This window comes from Marinobacter salinus, from assembly GCF_001854125.1.
In the GTDB taxonomy this organism is placed as follows: Bacteria; Pseudomonadota; Gammaproteobacteria; order Pseudomonadales; family Oleiphilaceae; genus Marinobacter; species Marinobacter salinus.
The window spans coordinates 2392475-2410289 of sequence record NZ_CP017715.1 but is presented as its reverse complement, the minus strand read 5'-3'; the positions used below and the strand labels follow the sequence as shown (position 1 = coordinate 2410289).

Below are 17815 nucleotides of genomic sequence, written 5' to 3'. Positions count from 1 at the left end.
AATTCAGGCTGACTCTTATTGTATGGACCGGGCGCTTAAAGCCATTGGCCTGACCGGTCCCGGAATTCCGTCACATCAGTGATATTGTGGAGGCATTGAATCCTCGTGCATGTGCTTGTAGTTCACGATTACGGACCGCTTGGGAAAATTCTGCTGGAGCGCCTGCGCGAGACGCCTCTGCAGGTCAGCCCCTTGTTGGTCAGCGATCCTGCCAGTGCCGATCTCAACGCCCTGGAAAACTGGATTCCCGACGATACCGATCTTATCGTCAACGCACTTTGGCTAGTGGATCCGGAAGTCGCCCAGAAAGACCCTGAGGGCGTTCACAAGGCGGCTTTTTCGCTGCCGGTGGCAATGGCAGAGTTTGCCCGTGACCGTGGGATGGCGCTACTTCAGCTCTCCTCCTGCTATGTTTTTGATGGACGCAAGCATAGTGGTTATATCACCTCTAACCCGGGGCAGCCATTCAATGAGCTGGGCAACTGGCAGTGGGAGTGTGAGCAGGCACTCAGGACGCTGCTGCCACGCCATATCATTCTTCGTACCGGCTGGAGTCTGGCTCGGTTTATCCGCAAGGTTAAGGCCAGCACCGCAGCGGATGAGACTCTGTCGTTGCCGGGCCGTTGCCGGGGCCAACCGGTTGCAGCCCGTGATCTGGCGCGTGTTATGACTGCGGTCATTCAGCAAATTGATTGTGGCGCCGAAGTCTGGGGCACCTATCAATACGCGGGTGCCGAGGAAATCAATTTGTACGAGCTGGGGCTGGCGATTGCCGGGCTGCCCGGTATTCCCGAAGGTATTCGTGTTGTTGATGAGGTGCCCGAGTGGGGCAATCTGGAGCCACTGAATACCACGCTCATTTGCACCAAGATCCGGAATACCTTTGGCATCAAGCAACTTCCCTGGCGGTCGGGGCTGGCAGACGAGCTGTCAATGATAAAGCAACGGAACGGAGAGGAAGGTCTGGCAAAGGTGCCAGCCGAATAGGCTATCGGCCGGCATTACACGGTACTTACTGGCCGCCCTGGCGGGAGAATTCCCGGCTCACCATCTGCAGGGCTTCCACATCGAGCAGCTCGACTTCGCGGCCCCGGGCCTTGATGACTCCCTGATTCTGGAAGCGGGTAAAGACCCGGCTCACGGTCTCGACGGCCAGGCCAAGGAAATTGGCAATGTCGTTTCGGGCCATCGGCAGGCTGAAATTGGTACCGGACATCCTGCGGCGCTGGAAGCGGCTTGATAGCGAAAGTAGCAAGGCTGCAATGCGCTCCTCCGCAGTGTTCTTGCTGAGTAGCATGGCCAGCTGATGGCTGTTCTGGATCTCCTGACTCATCAGGTGATACATATGGTGCTGGAGCTCCGGCAGTTTGCCAGTCAGTTCTTCCAGCTTTTCAATCGGGAACTCACACACGCTGGTCCGCTCAAGCGCTTTGGCTGTACAGGCGTAGTTCTCGCTGCTCATGCTATCCAGGCCAACAAGCTCTCCCGGCATGAAAAAGCCGGTTACCTGCTCTTCCCCGTTTTCTGTAATGATCGATGTTTTGATTGAGCCGCTGCGCACGGCAAAACAGGAACGAAAAGGCGTGCTCTGATCGAAAATGTGCTCTCCGCGATTGAATATCCGCCCCTGCTGGACGATGTCTTCCAGTCTTTCGAGGTCATTTTCTTCAACGGCGAGCGGCAGGCAAAGGTTGCTCAGGCTGCAGGTGTGGCATGAGGCCTTGAGTGGGGAGGACGCCTGACGAAGTCGGATTGCTTGGGCCATAGCTGATGAACCGTCCAAATTGATCCATGTCAAAGTCGTACCTTAATACGGATGAGGGTATTTGCCAACAGTCGTGGCCGAAAGATGGCGGGATATCCGTCAACCGCTGGCGGAGTTGGCCGTAAGGACACGCCAGCGGTCACACAGATTCAGAGTGTTTCGAATACCAGAGACGCGTTCGTGCCGCCGAAGCCGAAACTGTTGGACATGACCGTGTTCAGACTCGCTTCTTGCGCCTCAGGGCCGATCAGGGGCAGGTTGCTGATCTTGTCGTCCACCTCTTTCAGGTTGGCTGTGCCGGCAATAAAGTCGTTCTGAAGCATCAGCAGGGAATAGATCGCTTCATGCACGCCCGCTGCCCCCAGAGAATGTCCGGACAGGGATTTGGTGGAAGAAATGGCCGGAATGTCGGTGCCGAACGTGTTTCGGACCGCGCCCATTTCCGCAACGTCGCCTACCGGTGTGCTGGTGCCGTGTGCGTTGATGTACTGCACCTTGCCGCGGATAGTGGCCATTGCTTGATTCATGCATCGCTGGGCACCTTCGCCCGAGGGTGCGACCATGTCATAGCCGTCAGACGTGGCACCGTAGCCCGTCAGCTCTGCAATGATGTTCGCGCCACGCTTTCTGGCGTGTTCCAGCTCTTCGAGCACCACCATCCCGCCGCCGCCGGCAATAACGAAACCGTCGCGGCCGCTGTCAAACGGGCGGGAAGCCGTTTCCGGGGCATCGTTGTATTTGGTGGAGAGGGCGCCCATGGCATCAAACATCATGGTCAGGCTCCAATCCTCCTCTTCCCCGCCACCGGCAAAAACAATGTCCTGTTTGCCGGACTGGATTTGCTCCATGGCGTGGCCGATACAGTGGGCGCTGGTCGCGCAGGCCGAAGACATGGAGTAGTTCACTCCGCGGATCTTGTAAGCCGTTGCCAGGCACGCTGACACGGTACTGGTCATGATGCGAGGAACCATGTAAGGCCCGATGCGCTTGACGCCTTTCTCGCGCATGATGTCGGTAGCCTCAACCTGGCTGGAGCACGAGGCGCCTCCTGAGCCTGCAATCAGACCGGTGCGGTCGTTGGAAATCAGCTCTTCCGTCAGGCCGGCCTGGGCAATGGCCTGCTGCATGGACAGGTAGCTGTACATCGCTGAGGGACCCATGAACCGGCGGACCTTGCGGTCAATGACCGAGGTGTCCACGTCCGGCGAGCCGGAAACCTGGCTGCGAAACCCTTTTTCTTTATAGGTCTCGTTAAAACGGATGCCGGATTTGCCATTCTTCAGGCTATCCAGTACCTCTTCCAGAGAGTTTCCGAGGCAGGAAACAATGCCCATTCCAGTGACGACAACGCGTCTCATACATTCCTCCTTTCCGGCTCCGCCTGAATTGGCAGAGCCCGGCGATCAATAACGTTACTACACAGTCTATGCTCTTTGGGCGCCATGCGATATTTGACCTTGGTACGGGGAGGGAGTTCAGCGCTGCCAGAAAATGTAAGACCCCAATTCAGGGATTGCGTTTGCGACTCTTTTTGTTTGCTTTGGCTTCCTCCCGGGCGGTTTTCTCTGCTTCCGCTATGGCTGCTTCCCTTGTTTCCTGCTCCACCATCGCCGGTGTTTCCAGGGAAATACGGCCAAGGGTTCCCGCCCTGAATTCATTGAGGAGGACTTCCGAAACCTTGTGCAGATCCGGGATGCCTCCCCGGCCAAAGAAACGACGTTTGGCGGCAATGCCATCCATTAGCCCTAACCCGTCCTTTGGTAACTCGTCGAACCCGTAACGGGCCTTCACCAGCTCGGGGTAAGCGTGCAGCAGGTATTCGGCCTCGAACATCGCAATATCCTCAAAGTCCAGGACCGAACTGCGAATGGCGCCGGTGACTGCCAGGCGATAGCCACAGGCTTCCGGTGACAGTTTTGGCCAGAGAAAACCGGGGGTGTCATACAGCAGGATGTTGTTCGGCAGCTTGATGGCCTGCTGCGCCTTGGTAACCGCCGGCTCATTGCCGGTTTTTGCGGCCGGGCGCCCCGCCAGAGTGTTGATGATCGTGGATTTGCCTACGTTCGGAATGCCCAGAATCATGACGCGAAGGGCGCTTCTCTGGCGATCGTGGTCGGGGGTCATTTCCTCGGCCAGCTTCAGGATGCCCAACGCTTCACTGCGTTGGTTGTGAGTGAGTGTCATAGTTCGCACTCCTCGCTCCTTTTCCAGCCATGCCTGCCACTGCTCGGTTACTTTCGGGTCTGCCAGATCCCGCTTGTTGAGCACCCTGATCAGCGGTGTGTCGCCCCGCAGTGCCGGTACCAGCGGATTTTCGCTGCTGAAAGGGATACGCGCATCCAGAACCTCAATAATAAGGTCCATTTGCGGCATTACCTTTTTGATCTCCTTTCGGGCCTTATGCATGTGCCCCGGAAACCAGTTAATTGCCATTTCGTATACTCCGCCGGTCGTTGAACGGGGGCCATTATGAAGGGGAATGACCAAACTTTCACATTTGTTTAAATCCGCCTGTGTGGCGGGCTGTGCGTGGAGATCTTGAGAAGTATGTACAAAAAGGAGGGCCATCGGGGTGAAAAACGACGCCATGATGTTTTAGGGTGTACATCCTGAATCCTGAAACCAATGCACTTTGGTGGTTTTTCAGAACGTGCCACCTTGTTAACGGAGAAGTTTATGAAACTCGCAAAGCTCTTTGGTACTGCTCTTGTCGCAATCAGCCTGTCTGCACCGGCGCTGGCACAACAGGCCGCTGGTGGTCAGCCCGACCAGGTTGATCAGCTGGCACAGATGGTCGGTCTGTCCGACAACCAGCAAACCGAGATCCGGGGTATCATTGATGAGATGCAGGGCAAGATCGGTGAACTGCGTCAGGAAGCCCGAGCTCTTCAGCAGCAGATGCAGGCAGAGATAAAGCCGGATTTTGATGAAGACTCGATCCGTGAAAATGCCGAAGAACTGGGGGATCTGACCGGTGAAATTGCCGCTCTCTCGACCCTGATGCAGGCCAAAGTCGATAAGGTATTTACTCAGGAGCAGCGGGATACCCTGGACAAGCGCATGAAGCAGATGCAGCAACAGCGTCAGATGATGCAACAGCAGCAGATGCAACAGATGCAGCAACAGCAAAAGGGACAGTGATCTAACTCACTCCCTTTGCTGTCCTGGAAAAGGGTCACACCTTCGGGTGTGGCCCTTTTTTGTGTTTATTGCCTTCGGATTCTGGAGGTGAACCGGCACTAAAGGGCATTGCCGGGGCCAAAGGGCCGTATCAGAATGATCAGTCGGGGCAACAGGGTCAGTGCCCCTAACAGAGCCATGAACATGGCGAATCCGGTGAATAGCCCAAAGTAGATGGTCGGGATAAAGTTCGAAAGTACCAGTATCGAGAACCCGGAGATGATTGTCAGGGAGGTGAAGAACATGGCCTGGCCGATACTTTGGTGGCAACGGTGCATGGTGGCCAGGTAGTTGCCATCCTTTTCAAATTCGGTTTTGAAGCGATGGATATAGTGGATCGTATCATCAACCGCTATGCCGACCGTAATCGCCGCGACTGTAATTGTCATCATATCCAGAGGAATACCGAGCCAGCCCATTAGTCCGAGGACAGAGCCTGCTGCGATGAGGTTCGGTGCGATACCAATCAGGGCCAGTTTGATGGACCGGAACAGCAGCAGGAACATGGCCATGATTGAGAGGAAGACCATCCCGATGGTCTTGATCTGGGAATCGAACAGGCTCTGCAGCATGTTGTTGTACATCACCGTCATGCCCGCAAACAATACCTGGTCCTGATCGTAGCCCAGTTCTGTGGTCAGGTGCTTGCGAATACGGTCGAGCAGGGCCTGGCGTCGGAGTTCCGGCTGGGTTTCAAGGATGCGGATGCTGAAGCGGGCCTGGTCATATTCTTCTGATATGTAGGGAGTAAGCAAGATACCCTTTAAGTCATCAGGTACTGCTGCAGGTACGAACGCCAGCTCAAGAGCATCAAGGCGCTTGCCCTGATTGACCTTGGCGAGGATATCCAGCGTGGTGTTGATGGACAGTACCTTGCCGGTTTCCGGGAGGCTATCCAGGTAGCGATGCACTTTCTCCAACCGGTTCATTTTCTGGTAGGTGTACCAGGTATCCCGGTACTCCTCGGCATCACCGCAGTCTTCTACGAAGGGGTCGCAGCTACTGGCAAACGGGTCGCCTTCAGTGGCGCTGTTTTCAGGCGGCCGCTCATCGGTAATGACGACGTCCAACGGGGTGGTGCCGCCCAGCCGGTTGTCTATGGTGATCATCCCTTGATGGATTTCGGTGGAGGATTTGAAGTAGTCGATGAAACTGTTCTCTACCGTCAGCTTGTTCACACCAACCGCGCACAGCACGCCAATCACCGCCGAACCCACCAGCACGGTTTTACCGAATCGCTCAGTGAAACGCGCGAATGCGTCTGTAAACGGAACCCGGTCTGAGTCTGCCCGCTTGTCCAGCGGCGGAGGTAATAGAGCGAGCAGAGCCGGGAAGATGATGAAGGTGATCAGGAAAGCGGCCGTCAGACCAAGGGTCATCATCCAGCCGAAGTCGATCACCGGGCGGATACCGCTGAACGTAAGAGAGCCGAACGCAACGATGGTGGTGATGGCCATATAGAAGCAGGGTTTGATCATGGCCATAACCGTGCGGAGTAATATATCGCGGGAGCTGGCCTCTGGCTCATCAGACTGGAATTCGCGATAGCGGACGATCAGGTGAATCGTCAGCGACAATGTCATGATGAGGAGCAGTGAAATGAAGTTGGAGGAGATCACCGTCACCGGCCATTGAGCCCAGCCCAGGAAACCTACCATTAGCCACACGGTGAAGCTGCAGCATAACAACGGCACTAACACCCAACGCCACTGGCGGAAGATTATTGCAAGCGTCAGAAGCAGGAAGGCCAGTACGCCGAACCCAAACGTGGACAGGTCGTTCTCTATGAAGCGAATCATGTCCGCTACAATCATGGGAACACCGCCGAGATGGATCTCTGCCTGGTCCCGGTATTGGTCAAGAATGCTTCGCACCTGGCGAATGGTGGCATCGCGATCTTCACCGAGGGTTTCGGTGTAGCGGATGAACGATGCCTTCACCGCCTCCAGTTGTTGGAGTTCGGCTTCCGACGCGTTGCCTGCCTCGGCTTTGTCCCGCAGAGTGTTGCGTTCTCTCAGCAGCTCGAAGTAGCGGTCTGGTGTAGGCAGATTGACCTGAATAGCGGTCGTGCCCGCATCTTCACTGATCAGAAGGTTGGGATAGAGCGGGTTGGAGAGCAGCGCCTCACGGGCGGTTTCCGGGGAAACGTCATCGCCGTCCAGCGTCTTGATTTCGCTGTCCACGGTATCCAGGGTCAGCTCCGGGCTATGCAGCAGCGGCACGTTCAGGATGCTGTTGGTGGAACCGACGGCTTCAAGGCCCTGTAGCTCATCACGCAGGCTCCTCAATCGGGAGAGCCCCTGTTTCGAGAATAGTTCACATCCCGGTGAGTAGGTCACTACCAGGAAGTCGTCGGAGGTCGTAAAGCGACGGTTTACCTGTCGGTACTGTTCCAGGGAACGATCATTCTCCAGCACCAGGGATTCAGCGGAGGCATCTAGCCGAAACTGGCCGAATTTAACGGCGGCGAGCGCCAGTAGAAGGCCGAATACGGACAGAACAATGATCGGATGGGGAAGAATCAGGCGATCATACAGGGTGCGGAAACGATTCATGAGGTAAAAACTCTGCTACAAAAACGAGTGCAGAGTGTGCCACAAACCTCAGTGAACTGTGACCTTTGAGGAGGCCTCTTCCAGGGAGTCGATCAGGCGCTTCAGGCGTTGAGCCATGTCTGCGCTTTCGGCCAACTGGGTCACCATGCTCTGGGTCGTCTCCCGGATGCCCTGGACGTTGGCCAGGGCGTCGTCGGTGCCAGCGGTCTGATCGGCGGAGACGTTGGCGATCTCGCGATTCGTCTGGTCGATGCGGGTGACCACTTCATTAATGGCCTCAAGAGCCCGGCGTCCTTCCTCAGACTCCTCCACGCAGCGGGTCGCATCCTCGGAGCTACCGGTCATCTGCTGAACGGCGGTGTCCATGGCATTCAGCAGACGGTCAATGGTGTTCTGAATCTGGTCAGTGGAGTCCTGGACCCGCTGGGCGAGATTACGAACTTCATCAGCGACCACGGCAAAGCCTCGGCCCTGCTCACCGGCACGGGCTGCTTCGATCGCGGCGTTCAGTGCGAGCAGGTTGGTCTGTTCGGCAATGCCCTTGATCTCAGCCACTGCATGGCTGATTTCGTGGCTGTTTTCAGCGAGGGCTTCCACGCTGCGGGCTGAACTGCTTACAACGTCTGCCAGTTTGCGAATGCTGTCTGCGCTTTGGCCAACCCGTTCACCACCAGCTACGGCGGCGTCCCGGGCTTCGTGGGAGAGGGTTTTGGCGATACCGGCCTGTTCGGCAATGCCTGTAAAGCTCTGCAGCATGTTCTCGATCACTTCGACGGAGCGATCGGCTCCCGCCTGTTGGCGGCCCAGATCATCCCGACGAGCCTCTGCAGCCGAGGTCAGCTCATGGACTTCACTGTGCAACCGCTCAACAGCAATTTTCATGCTCCTGACCACGCCAACGGTACGATCCTGCATGGCATTGAATGCGCTGGCCATCTCACCGATCTCGTCGGTGGAATCTACGTCTGCGCGTTGGCTGAGATTGCCTGAGGCCTGAACCGAGACCATGGTGTCCTTCAGGCGGTTAACGTGCCTCTCGATGAAGGATATCAGAAGCTGGGAGCCAGCCATTTCCAGGGCCATCAGCACGGCAACCATCAAGGCAAATCCGGGGGCGGTGTCGGAAAATACCGTACTGAATGTATCGCCGGTCTTTTCCGAGAGAACCTGCATGGCATAGAGAACCAGCAGACAAAGTACTGCGAATACGACAATGTTCAGCAACCAGAATTTGTACTTCAGCCGGGCATTTCGCAACAGTGTCAGCATATAGGGTTCTCAGTCGATGGCCTTCACCGGGATCTGCATGGCGTTGGAGGTGGGTGGTACCTCCGGCACAGCGAGGCCCAGGTTGTTTTGATCAAATACCTTGTCCGCACGGTAACTCGATCGAACCATGGGGCCTGAAGGCACTTCCATGAAGCCTTTCTCCAGACCGATCTCGCGATAACGGTTGAACTCTTCCGGAGTAACGTAGCTTTCCACGGGCAGGTGATTCGGGGTGGGGCGCAGGTACTGGCCAAGGGTAAGGATATCTACGCCAATGGCGCGCAGGTCATCCATGGTTTCGAGAATTTCTTCCTCGGTTTCGCCGAGACCCAGCATCAGGCTGGTTTTGGTGAGCACGTCCGGACGGTGCTTTTTCGCATGCTCCAGCACGCTCAGGGTTTTTTCGTAACCGGCACGCGGGTCCCGTACCCGACTGGTGAGGCGTTTGACCGTTTCCACGTTCTGGGCAAACACATCCAGGCCGGAATCCACCACTTTTTCAACGTGAGGCATTACGGCATCAAAATCCGGAGTGAGGGCTTCAACGGCCACTTCCGGAGTGCGCTGCTTGATCGCGGATACGCAGGCGGCATAATGGGCCGCGCCGCCGTCATCCAGGTCGTCACGGTCTACAGAGGTCAATACGATGTAGCGCAGGCCCATTAACTCAACGGACTTGGCGGTATTTTCCGGTTCTTCGTGATCCAGCCAGCCTTTCGGGTTGCCGGTGTCCACCGCGCAGAACTTGCAGGCCCGGGTGCACACCGAGCCCATTACCATGATGGTGGCAGTGCCGGCGGTCCAGCATTCCCCGATATTGGGGCAATGGGATTCCTGACAGACGGTGCTCAGGCGATGTTCGCTGACATTCTTGCGTACCGCCTCGTATCGCTCGCCCCCGGGCATGCGCGCCCTCAGCCACTTTGGCTTGCGCTCTACCTTGCCGGCTTCCTTACCTCCGCTGGATGATCGCTTGATGCCATCCTTGATGGCTGAAAAACCATGCTCGTTGCGGAATTTGGATCCACTGGTAACACGGGGTTTTGCACTGTCGCTCATTTGAACAGGACTCTCGTTAAATCTCGGGGAACTGTAAAGAGTAAAGGGGCGGAAGGGTAGATACAAGGCGGGTAAGGGCAATCACGGGGATACCGGGCACGACTTTCGTCGCACCCGGTTGACACTCGTCAGGCCTTGGCTGCGTCCAGTGCCTGGGTGACATCGGCAATGATGTCATCCACGTGTTCAATGCCAATGGACAGGCGCACCAGGTCTTCACTCACACCCGCGCTCTTCAGCTCTTCCGGGCTCAGCTGGCGGTGGGTAGTTGTGGCCGGGTGGCACGCCAGGGACTTGGCGTCGCCAATGTTTACCAGGCGATAGATCAATTGCAGCGCATCAATGAATTTCGCGCCGGCGTCCCGGCCACCTTTGATGCCGAAACTGAGAATGCCGGAGGCCTTGCCGCCACAGATTTTGTCGCAGGTTGCCTTGTAAGGGCTGTTGGCCAGTGCCGCGTAATTTACCCATTCAACGGACGGGTGGTCGTGCAGGAAATTCGCGACTTTTTCGGCGTTGGAGCAATGACGCTCCATTCGCAGTGACAGCGTCTCCAGCCCCTGCATGATCAGGAACGAGTTGAACGGTGACAGGGCGGCACCGGTGTTGCGCAGGGGAACGACACGGCAGCGGCCGATAAAGGCAGCAGGGCCGAGGGCTTCCGTATACACCACACCGTGATAGGAAGGGTCGGGCTCGTTCAGCATCGGGAATTTGTCGGCACTGGCTTTCCAGTCGAATTTTCCGGAGTCCACCACGATGCCAGCAACTGTGGTGCCATGCCCTCCAATGTACTTGGTCAGCGAGTGCACAACAATATCGGCGCCATGTTCGAATGGGCGGCACAGGAAAGGTGTGGCCACGGTGTTATCAACAATCAGCGGGATGCCGTGCTTGTGTGCGATATCTGCCCAGCGTTCAATGTCCACCACATTGCCTGCGGGATTACCGATAGACTCACAGAACAACGCTCGAGTGTTGTCATCGATCGCTTTCTCAACGGCATCGAAGTCGTCATGGGGAACCATGCGGCAGTCAATGCCCTGGTTGGGCAGGGAGTGGGCAAACAGGTTGTAGGTGCCGCCATAGAGCTGGCTGGTGCTGACGATGTTGTTGCCCACTTTGCAGATGGTCTGCAGGGCATAGGTAATGGCCGCCATGCCTGATGCCAGTGCCAGCGCACCAACGCCGCCTTCCAGTTGCGCCATCCGTTCTTCAAGAACACCGTTGGTCGGGTTCATGATGCGGGTATAGATATTGCCTTGGACCTTCAGATCAAACAGATCGGCACCGTGCTGGGTGTCATCGAAGGTGTAAGAGGTGGTCTGGTAGATCGGGGTGGTTGCCGCGTGAGTCGTCGGGTCGCCTTTAAAGCCTGCGTGCAGGGCCAGTGTCTCAAGTTTCATCTCAACATCCTTGCCAAAAGGTCATTTGTGTTATTGGTTGTATTTCGCAGTATGCCACAGAGAAAGGGGCGGTAGGACAGGTCCCGAATCGAAAACTGTCCGGGTACCGGGGCTCCATCAGTAGCCTTCGGTATCAGACCAGAGCGCCGTGGACCAGTGCTCGGAGTTCCTGGCGCACGGCGTAGGATGAGGATGGCATCAACTGGGTCATGAATATGACCACCATATCCTCTTCTGGGTCCACGAAGAAATTAGTGCTGGCAAGGCCGCCCCAGCCATATTCGCCCTCCGAACCGTTGGTGAGGGACCTCGCAACGTCGGTTTTCACTGAAAAGCCCAGGCCGAATCCACTTCCCTCATAGGGTGTCTCGCTGAATGCGCCAATGGAGAGCGCAGGCAGATCCTGGTTTCCAGGCAGATGATTACGTCTCATGAATTCCAGAGTTTTGCGACCGATGATGCGCTGCCCGCGGAATTCGCCGCCTTGGCACAGTGCCTGTGCGAAACAGTAGTAATCGTCCACTGTTGACACCAGGCCACCCCCGCCGGAAAGGAAGGAGGGGGTTCTCAGGTATCGGGACCGCTCCGGATCATCCTGCAGCTTCATGGTGTCGCCGGGCTGGTGCAGGTAGCAGGCGGCAAAGCGCGCCAATTGATCTTCCCGCACCTGAAAGCCGGTATCTTCCATGCCTAGTGGACCGAAGATGTGCTCCTGAAAATACTCGTCCAGGGGTTTATCAGCCAGCAGTTGGACCAGGTATCCCAATACATCGGTGGAAACCGAATAGTTCCAGGCGGTGCCCGGGGAAAACTCGAGGGGCAGTTCACTCAGCCGCTCTATCAATTTGTTGAGAGTGAGGTGCCCGCCTCCGTCCAGCTTCAGTTCCCGGTAGGCGGCATCCAGGTTGGTCCGGTTCAGGAACCCGTAAGTCAGGCCCGACATGTGAGTAAACAGGTCCCGGATGGTCATGGTGGTGGCCGACGGCTCAGTTTCAAAGTTTGGCCAGCTACCGGACTTGAGAATTCGCAGATTTTTCCAGGCCGGAATGTATTTGTGCACGGGGTCATCCAACAAGAAGCGGCCTTGCTCATAGAGCTGCATCATGGCGATGGACGTGACCGGTTTGGTCATGGAGTAAATGCGGAAAATGGTGTCCCTTTGTGCCAGCTTGTTGCGCTCCACATCCATAAGGCCCTGTGCCCTGGTCCAAACCACTTTGCCTTGGCGTGCAACCAGTGTAACCGCACAGGGAAGCTTACCTGGGCGGATGTAATTCTCATCGATATGACGGGTGATATTCTCAAGCCGATCGAGGGAGAGACCTGCAACAATGCTTGGTTCGGACATGGACAATTCCTGCAAACAAAAGACGGAGCTTAGTGTATTCCGGGTTTCGTTTCACGCCTCCAAACAGCACCATGGCTTGCCGATCTTGAGGGGGAATGTTTCGAGGGTGTGGATTATCGCCTCAGTCCTGGTAATGGAAAGCCCAGCCGACAACCGCCCAGTAAAGAACATATAAAAAGATCATCAGTGAACTGCAAAGTATTGCGGGAATGAGGGGCATTCCGAGCAAGTGCTGAGCCAAGGGTATAAGCATCAAAAAGGTGATTGTTTCGAATCCCAGGTAATTCATGAATCGGCTGATCCATCCTTTCTTCGAACGTTGCCAGGCATCTTTCGCATTTTGCCCCCATATTGGCTCGTAGATGTAATCCCAGACCCTTGCAGAGACTGTTGCCGAAACGGCAAACAGGAAAGCCTGGGCAACAGTTATTCCGCCAAACAGAAGAATGACAGGGGTGGCCAGCGCTATACCAAAGATATCGAACACGATCGTTCGAAGCTGTGAGGGGAGGCTGTCGAACATGGCTTACGACCAAAGATCGCCACAGGAATTGATGGCTACCTTTTCAGAATAGCATGGTTACACAAGCCTTCTAGTTGTCGCGGGCCGGAAATTCAGGGATTCCACAACCGCCCAACAGGCGGATTCCTCGTCGCTTCATCCAGAATCCGCAGTAACCTGTTCATCTTTGCCATCAGGGTCCGGGAAAATCGTGTCATAAGACCAGGTGAAAACGAACGTGTACACCAGGTAAAAGACGATGAAGGCGAGATCGACAATCAGTGCGTCGACTAATCCGATCCCCATCCACCAAGCAATAATCGGCAGGAACATCACCATCAGACCTAACTCAAAACTGATCGCATGCAGGAGCCGTGTCCTGAGGGATTTTTGGGTAGAGTCATTGAGCTTTTTCAGCCCGAGGTCAAACACTAGATTGAACACATAGTTCCAGATGGTTGCCAGGCTTGCACCTACGATACCCAGAGCACCAGTTTTACCTAGATCAAAGTCGAAGGTAAAGGCTGCCAGGGGAACGGAAAACATAATGCCGATGGCTTCGAAGGAGATTGCCTGCCGGATTCTGTCTTTGGTGGTTCTCATTATCCCGATTCACTAAAGCGGGTCGTCCCGCATAAAAGCCCTCATTCAATGAGGTCGTCCTCAGAGGGGCAGTTGTCCAAGAAAATGGAATTTGCAGTCAATTTTGGGGGCACTATAACAGGATAAGCAGAACGGGGACCTGGTGCGACAACGTGTATCAAGAGAGTGCGCATGTGTCTTTGCCAGCAATAGCGTTTTCACGAAAACCACGGGCTGAACAGAGCCTTTCGATGGCCAGGTTTACAAAATATTGCTGAAACACGCGGTAAATTCATTAAAATATGTCGCCTTTGATTGTATAAAATTCTAAATTTGATTCACCGAAACGGATTTCGAGCACCCGGATTCTTGTCCCATGAAGGCACTGAGCAATTTTTCTTTGAAGTTGCGTCTCGCAGTTCTCGTATTCATCCCTCTTTCTGTCATCGGCGGCCTTTCCATATACGCCCTGAATGTGTTTTCCGAAATAAATCAGGGCGTATCCAGTATCTATAACGACCGCGTGGTTCCGCTTAAGGACCTCAAGAACATATCAGACGACTATGCAGTATTGGTCATAGATGCAATAAACAAGGCCAACTCGGGCATTATCAGCCCTGATGAGGCCCACGCTCAGGTCGTCAAGGCAGAGGCAGCCGTCGAGCGGGGCTGGAAAACCTATACCTCGACGTTTCTGACAGAGAAAGAGGAAAGGCTGGTTGCGGAAGCTGAGTCATTGTTCCGGGAAGCAGATAAAGCGATCAGTAAAGCCAAGAGCGTTTTGAAAAACGCTCCCGCGGATGCGAAGGGGCAGCTCGATGAAATCGATGGTCCTCTATATCAGGTTATCGATCCGGTAACAGCCAAGATCGGAGAGTTGATCAATTTGCAGCTGGACGTTGCGGCGCAAGAACGGGAATCGGTGGGGAACTTGTATGAACAGGTGAAGGTTTTATATCCGGGCGTAGCGCTTGCCGCTGTCGTATTCACGCTGCTTGCAAGTCTTTTGATCATCGCTTCAATTACACGACCGATTTATTCGGCCGTTGCGGTTATGAAAGAGGTGTCAGAGCAGTCGGACTTGAGTCGTCGCCTGAAAGTTGAGGGGTCGGACGAGCTGGCGCAGCTGGGCGAGGCATTGAATCACATGCTGAACGAGTTTGAGCAGGTGATTAGCCGTCTATTGGGCGTTTCCGATGAAGTGGCTACCGCCTCTGAGGAGTTGTCGTCCATCAATGCGAGCACATTGAAAAATATCGAATCACAGTCAGAGCAGACTGACCAGGTTGCGACGGCGATGAATCAGATGAGCGCTGCCTCATCGGATGTAGCCCGAAGTGCAGAGGAAGCGCAGTCCGCAGCTCGATCTGCCAAGGAAATGGGCGTACAGGGACGCGTTAAAGGTGAGCAAGGTCGTGAGGCCCTGCATCGGTTGTCTGAGGTAATGCAGAGGATTGCAGAGAAGATCGAATTACTTGAAACCAAAACGGCAAACATCCAGAAAGTCACGGAAGTCATCAACGGCATTGCGGAACAGACCAATCTCTTGGCACTAAACGCGGCGATCGAGGCAGCCAGGGCGGGCGAACACGGTCGCGGTTTTTCTGTTGTGTCAGACGAAGTCAGGTCGTTGGCACAGAGAACCCAGGCCTCAACTGCCGAGATCGCCAGTGTCATCGACAGCCTGATCGTAGAGAGTAAGGAAACAGTAACTGCGATGCAGTCTGGTCTGGCGCAGGTGGAGAATAGTCGGTCATTGAGTGAAGAGGTTGCGGAAGCGGTTAACTCAATCGGTGATGCCATTGACCATATTCATCAAATGGGTGAGCAGATCGCCAGCGCCTCGGAAGAGCAGTCTGTGGCCGCAGAACAAGTGAGCGGAAACCTCACTCACATCGTCGAGTTGGCTAGCCAGAACTTTTCCGGCTCAAAGCAATCCTCCGAGGCCAGTGACGAACTTGCAAAGCTCGCGTCAGAAATGAAGGGCCGAATTTCGGTCTTCAAAGTCACTGGCTGACAAGTCCAGAAAGCATCCCGGGGGGGGAAGTCTGGCCCTCACAAGATGACGTCTTTCGCTTTGCACCAATTTTTGATCCGTCTCCCTATAAAATGGTTTTTAGGGATCAAACGGTCTCGCGGGACTTTGATAAATGCTTTGATGACTTGTTCGAGGAAGGAGTCATTCCTGGTATCAGCGATAAATATATGAAGAGGCATCAGGGCCAGCTCAGGCACCGGTATCTCGGCAATAGCCAGGGCTTTGACCGACCGCTTCGTCAGGGCTTCATCATTTGCAGGGATAGTTGTGGAAGTTGGCAGCGACTTCAGGGCGGGACTATCAAAAAAAGGGCCACGATGTTAGCCGTGGCCCTTTTCGAATACTGGTAGCAAGGGGCGGAGTCGAACCGCCGACCCCAGCATTATGAGTGCTGTGCTCTAACCAACTGAGCTACCTTGCCATTTCGCTTTTCATATCGATTTTTGGCGTTATTCTCTGAATTCAGAGCATCGCACAGCTCTCAGATCGAAGCTCGGAGTTGTAGTCGGTCGGCGTCCTGCCTCCCAATTTTTAGTATTGCAATCAATGAAATAAGTTATTTTTGGTCGCAATTAAATGACGCTACACAGTATTGGGTAGGCTTCCCTCTATTTCCCTGCAATGCGCTTCCCCTCTCTTTTTCTGATTGATCCCAATATTTCTTTTGCTCGCAAAAATAGAGGTGGTTATTCCCGAAATGTTGAATAAAATGGACCCCATGTGGACCCCAGAAAGGTAAGGGAAACTATGAAGGCAAAACTTACGCAGAAAATCGTCGATAAGTTAGAGGTCACTGGAAAGCGGTATGATTTCAGAGATGAAATTTTGCCAGGGCTCTTGATCCGAGTCGGGTCTACTGGGGGAAAGGTCTACTATCTCGACTATAAGGACACGAGCGGGAGACGTAGCAAGTACAGAATTGGGCCTGCTGACTCTGTCTCACTGTCAGATGCACGTGAAGTGGCTCGAAAAAAATCGGGTGAAGTTGCTCATGGTAAAGACCTGAATGCTGAGAAGAAGGCAACAAAAAGGAAAGCAGAAGTTGAGAGGGTGCGACAGCTTGGCACCTTTATAAAAGACGTCTGGACGCCTTGGAGAAAGGCAGAGCGAAAGCGTGCGGAAGAGGACATCAGCAGACTGGAGCTGCATTTTGGCGGTTGGTACAAGCTGTCGCTATCAAAGATTGATCTTGCAATGGTTGGTAAGTGGAGACAGCAGCGACTTGAATCCGGGATTAGTCCACGAACCATAAACAAAGACATCGCTATCCTTATGTCTGTCTTGAGCAAAGCCGCAGAGCATGAAGTTATCAAAACCAATCCGTTAAAGGGATGGAAGCAACTTAAAGTGGATACTAGGGAAAAGGTTCGCTTCTTGTCAGATGCAGAAGAGCAGCGACTCAGGGCCGTTTTGGAAGCCCGAGAAGCGGATGCCAGGCAGGGTAGAGAGAACCACAATAAATTCCTGAGAGATCGTGGCTACAAGCTAAAGCCAGAAATCACGGAGCAGGTCTACAGCGACCACATCTACCCGCTCGTCATGCTTGCGATCCAAACGGGGCTTAGGCCAGAGGAGCTTTTGGAGATTGAATGGCCAGACATCGACCTCCGACATAGGACTGTGACGGTCAGAGGTGCGATAGCAAAATCAGGAAGGACGAGACATATTCCACTAAGCAGCGAAGCTGTTCAGGTGATAAAGCGATGGCAGCGCTCAAAGGATGGCCAGCAGACCAGCCTAGTCTTCCCAGGTAAGATGGGAGGCGTCATGGATCGATTGCCTCGCGCAGTTACTCGCGCCATCAAGGCTGCGAAGATCTCAAATTTTCGACCCTATGACTTCAGGCACACTTTCGCCAGTCGCCTTGCTTTGGGCGGTGTTGATCTCAACACGATCAGAGAGCTGATGGGGCATGAAGACATCAGTCAGACGCTCATATATGCGCATCTCACACATGATCATCGTAAAGAGGCCGTTTCCAGAGTTTTTGGATAAAACGAATACTTCGGGGAGCGCCAGGGGTATTGTTTTTATTCAGATTGGATGATCGATTGCCCTTGAGGCTGTGGGGCGCTAGGCTGTACCGAAATAAACGACAAGGAAGGGTTAAG

General features: G+C 54.5%; 14 protein-coding genes and 1 tRNA gene. 4 read left to right on the top strand and 11 right to left on the bottom strand.

The annotated features are described in order from the left end of the window. Nucleotides 1–105 precede the first annotated feature (105 nt). Nucleotides 106–987, top strand: a complete 882-nt coding sequence (locus BKP64_RS11170; RefSeq protein ID WP_070969883.1) for an SDR family oxidoreductase — start codon at nt 106–108, stop codon at nt 985–987. A gap of 25 nt (nt 988–1012) precedes the next feature. Here BKP64_RS11170 and fnr read toward each other — a convergent pair whose 3' ends face one another. The 3 genes from fnr to ylqF form a co-directional block, all read right to left on the bottom strand. Next, a complete protein-coding gene (gene fnr / locus BKP64_RS11165) occupies nt 1013–1765 on the bottom strand; it encodes a fumarate/nitrate reduction transcriptional regulator Fnr (RefSeq protein WP_070969880.1) in 753 nt (250 codons plus the stop codon). Nucleotides 1766–1914: 149 nt separating this feature from the next. After that, entirely contained in the window at nt 1915–3123 is a 1209-nt protein-coding gene (fabB, locus tag BKP64_RS11160) for a beta-ketoacyl-ACP synthase I (protein ID WP_083329209.1), read from the bottom strand. A gap of 148 nt (nt 3124–3271) precedes the next feature. After that, a complete protein-coding gene (gene ylqF, locus BKP64_RS11155; RefSeq protein WP_070973652.1) occupies nt 3272–4198 on the bottom strand; it encodes a ribosome biogenesis GTPase YlqF in 927 nt (308 codons plus the stop codon). Between the two features lie 243 nt (nt 4199–4441). Here ylqF and BKP64_RS11150 point away from each other — a divergent pair, with 243 nt between their 5' ends. After that, a complete protein-coding gene (locus BKP64_RS11150) occupies nt 4442–4906 on the top strand; it encodes a Spy/CpxP family protein refolding chaperone (RefSeq protein ID WP_198402610.1) in 465 nt (154 codons plus the stop codon). Nucleotides 4907–5004: 98 nt separating this feature from the next. On the opposite strand, the gene BKP64_RS11145 is transcribed toward BKP64_RS11150, so the two are convergent. The 7 genes from BKP64_RS11145 to BKP64_RS11115 all read right to left on the bottom strand — a co-directional run bounded on the left by BKP64_RS11145 (nt 5005) and on the right by BKP64_RS11115 (nt 13687). Further along, nucleotides 5005–7500, bottom strand: a complete 2496-nt coding sequence (locus BKP64_RS11145) for an efflux RND transporter permease subunit (RefSeq protein WP_070969873.1) — start codon at nt 7498–7500, stop codon at nt 5005–5007. 48 nt (nt 7501–7548) lie between these two features. Next, nucleotides 7549–8769 carry a methyl-accepting chemotaxis protein gene (locus BKP64_RS11140; RefSeq protein ID WP_070969870.1) on the bottom strand — a complete coding sequence of 407 codons (1221 nt, stop codon included), beginning with the start codon at nt 8767–8769 and terminating at the stop codon, nt 7549–7551. 9 nt (nt 8770–8778) lie between these two features. Next, nucleotides 8779–9828, bottom strand: a complete 1050-nt coding sequence (lipA, locus tag BKP64_RS11135; protein WP_070969867.1) for a lipoyl synthase — start codon at nt 9826–9828, stop codon at nt 8779–8781. A gap of 128 nt (nt 9829–9956) precedes the next feature. Next, nucleotides 9957–11234, bottom strand: a complete 1278-nt coding sequence (locus BKP64_RS11130) for an O-acetylhomoserine aminocarboxypropyltransferase/cysteine synthase family protein (protein WP_070969865.1) — start codon at nt 11232–11234, stop codon at nt 9957–9959. A 133-nt stretch (nt 11235–11367) separates the two neighbouring features. Then, nucleotides 11368–12582, bottom strand: coding sequence for a serine hydrolase domain-containing protein (locus tag BKP64_RS11125; RefSeq protein WP_070969863.1), 1215 nt, complete (start codon nt 12580–12582; stop codon nt 11368–11370). Nucleotides 12583–12703: 121 nt separating this feature from the next. Continuing rightward, a complete protein-coding gene (locus BKP64_RS11120) occupies nt 12704–13105 on the bottom strand; it encodes a PACE efflux transporter (protein WP_070969860.1) in 402 nt (133 codons plus the stop codon). Nucleotides 13106–13240: 135 nt separating this feature from the next. Beyond that, a complete protein-coding gene (locus tag BKP64_RS11115) occupies nt 13241–13687 on the bottom strand; it encodes a PACE efflux transporter (RefSeq protein WP_070969857.1) in 447 nt (148 codons plus the stop codon). A gap of 355 nt (nt 13688–14042) precedes the next feature. Between BKP64_RS11115 and BKP64_RS11110 the strand changes: the two genes are divergently transcribed. Continuing rightward, entirely contained in the window at nt 14043–15683 is a 1641-nt protein-coding gene (locus BKP64_RS11110) for a methyl-accepting chemotaxis protein (RefSeq protein ID WP_070969854.1), read from the top strand. Between the two features lie 365 nt (nt 15684–16048). Here the strand turns inward: BKP64_RS11110 and BKP64_RS11100 are convergent. Continuing rightward, nucleotides 16049–16125: transfer RNA gene (locus tag BKP64_RS11100), tRNA-Met, on the bottom strand. A 326-nt stretch (nt 16126–16451) separates the two neighbouring features. Here BKP64_RS11100 and BKP64_RS11095 point away from each other — a divergent pair. Then, nucleotides 16452–17699, top strand: coding sequence for a site-specific integrase (locus tag BKP64_RS11095; RefSeq protein ID WP_070969849.1), 1248 nt, complete (start codon nt 16452–16454; stop codon nt 17697–17699). Nucleotides 17700–17815: the final 116 nt, after the last annotated feature.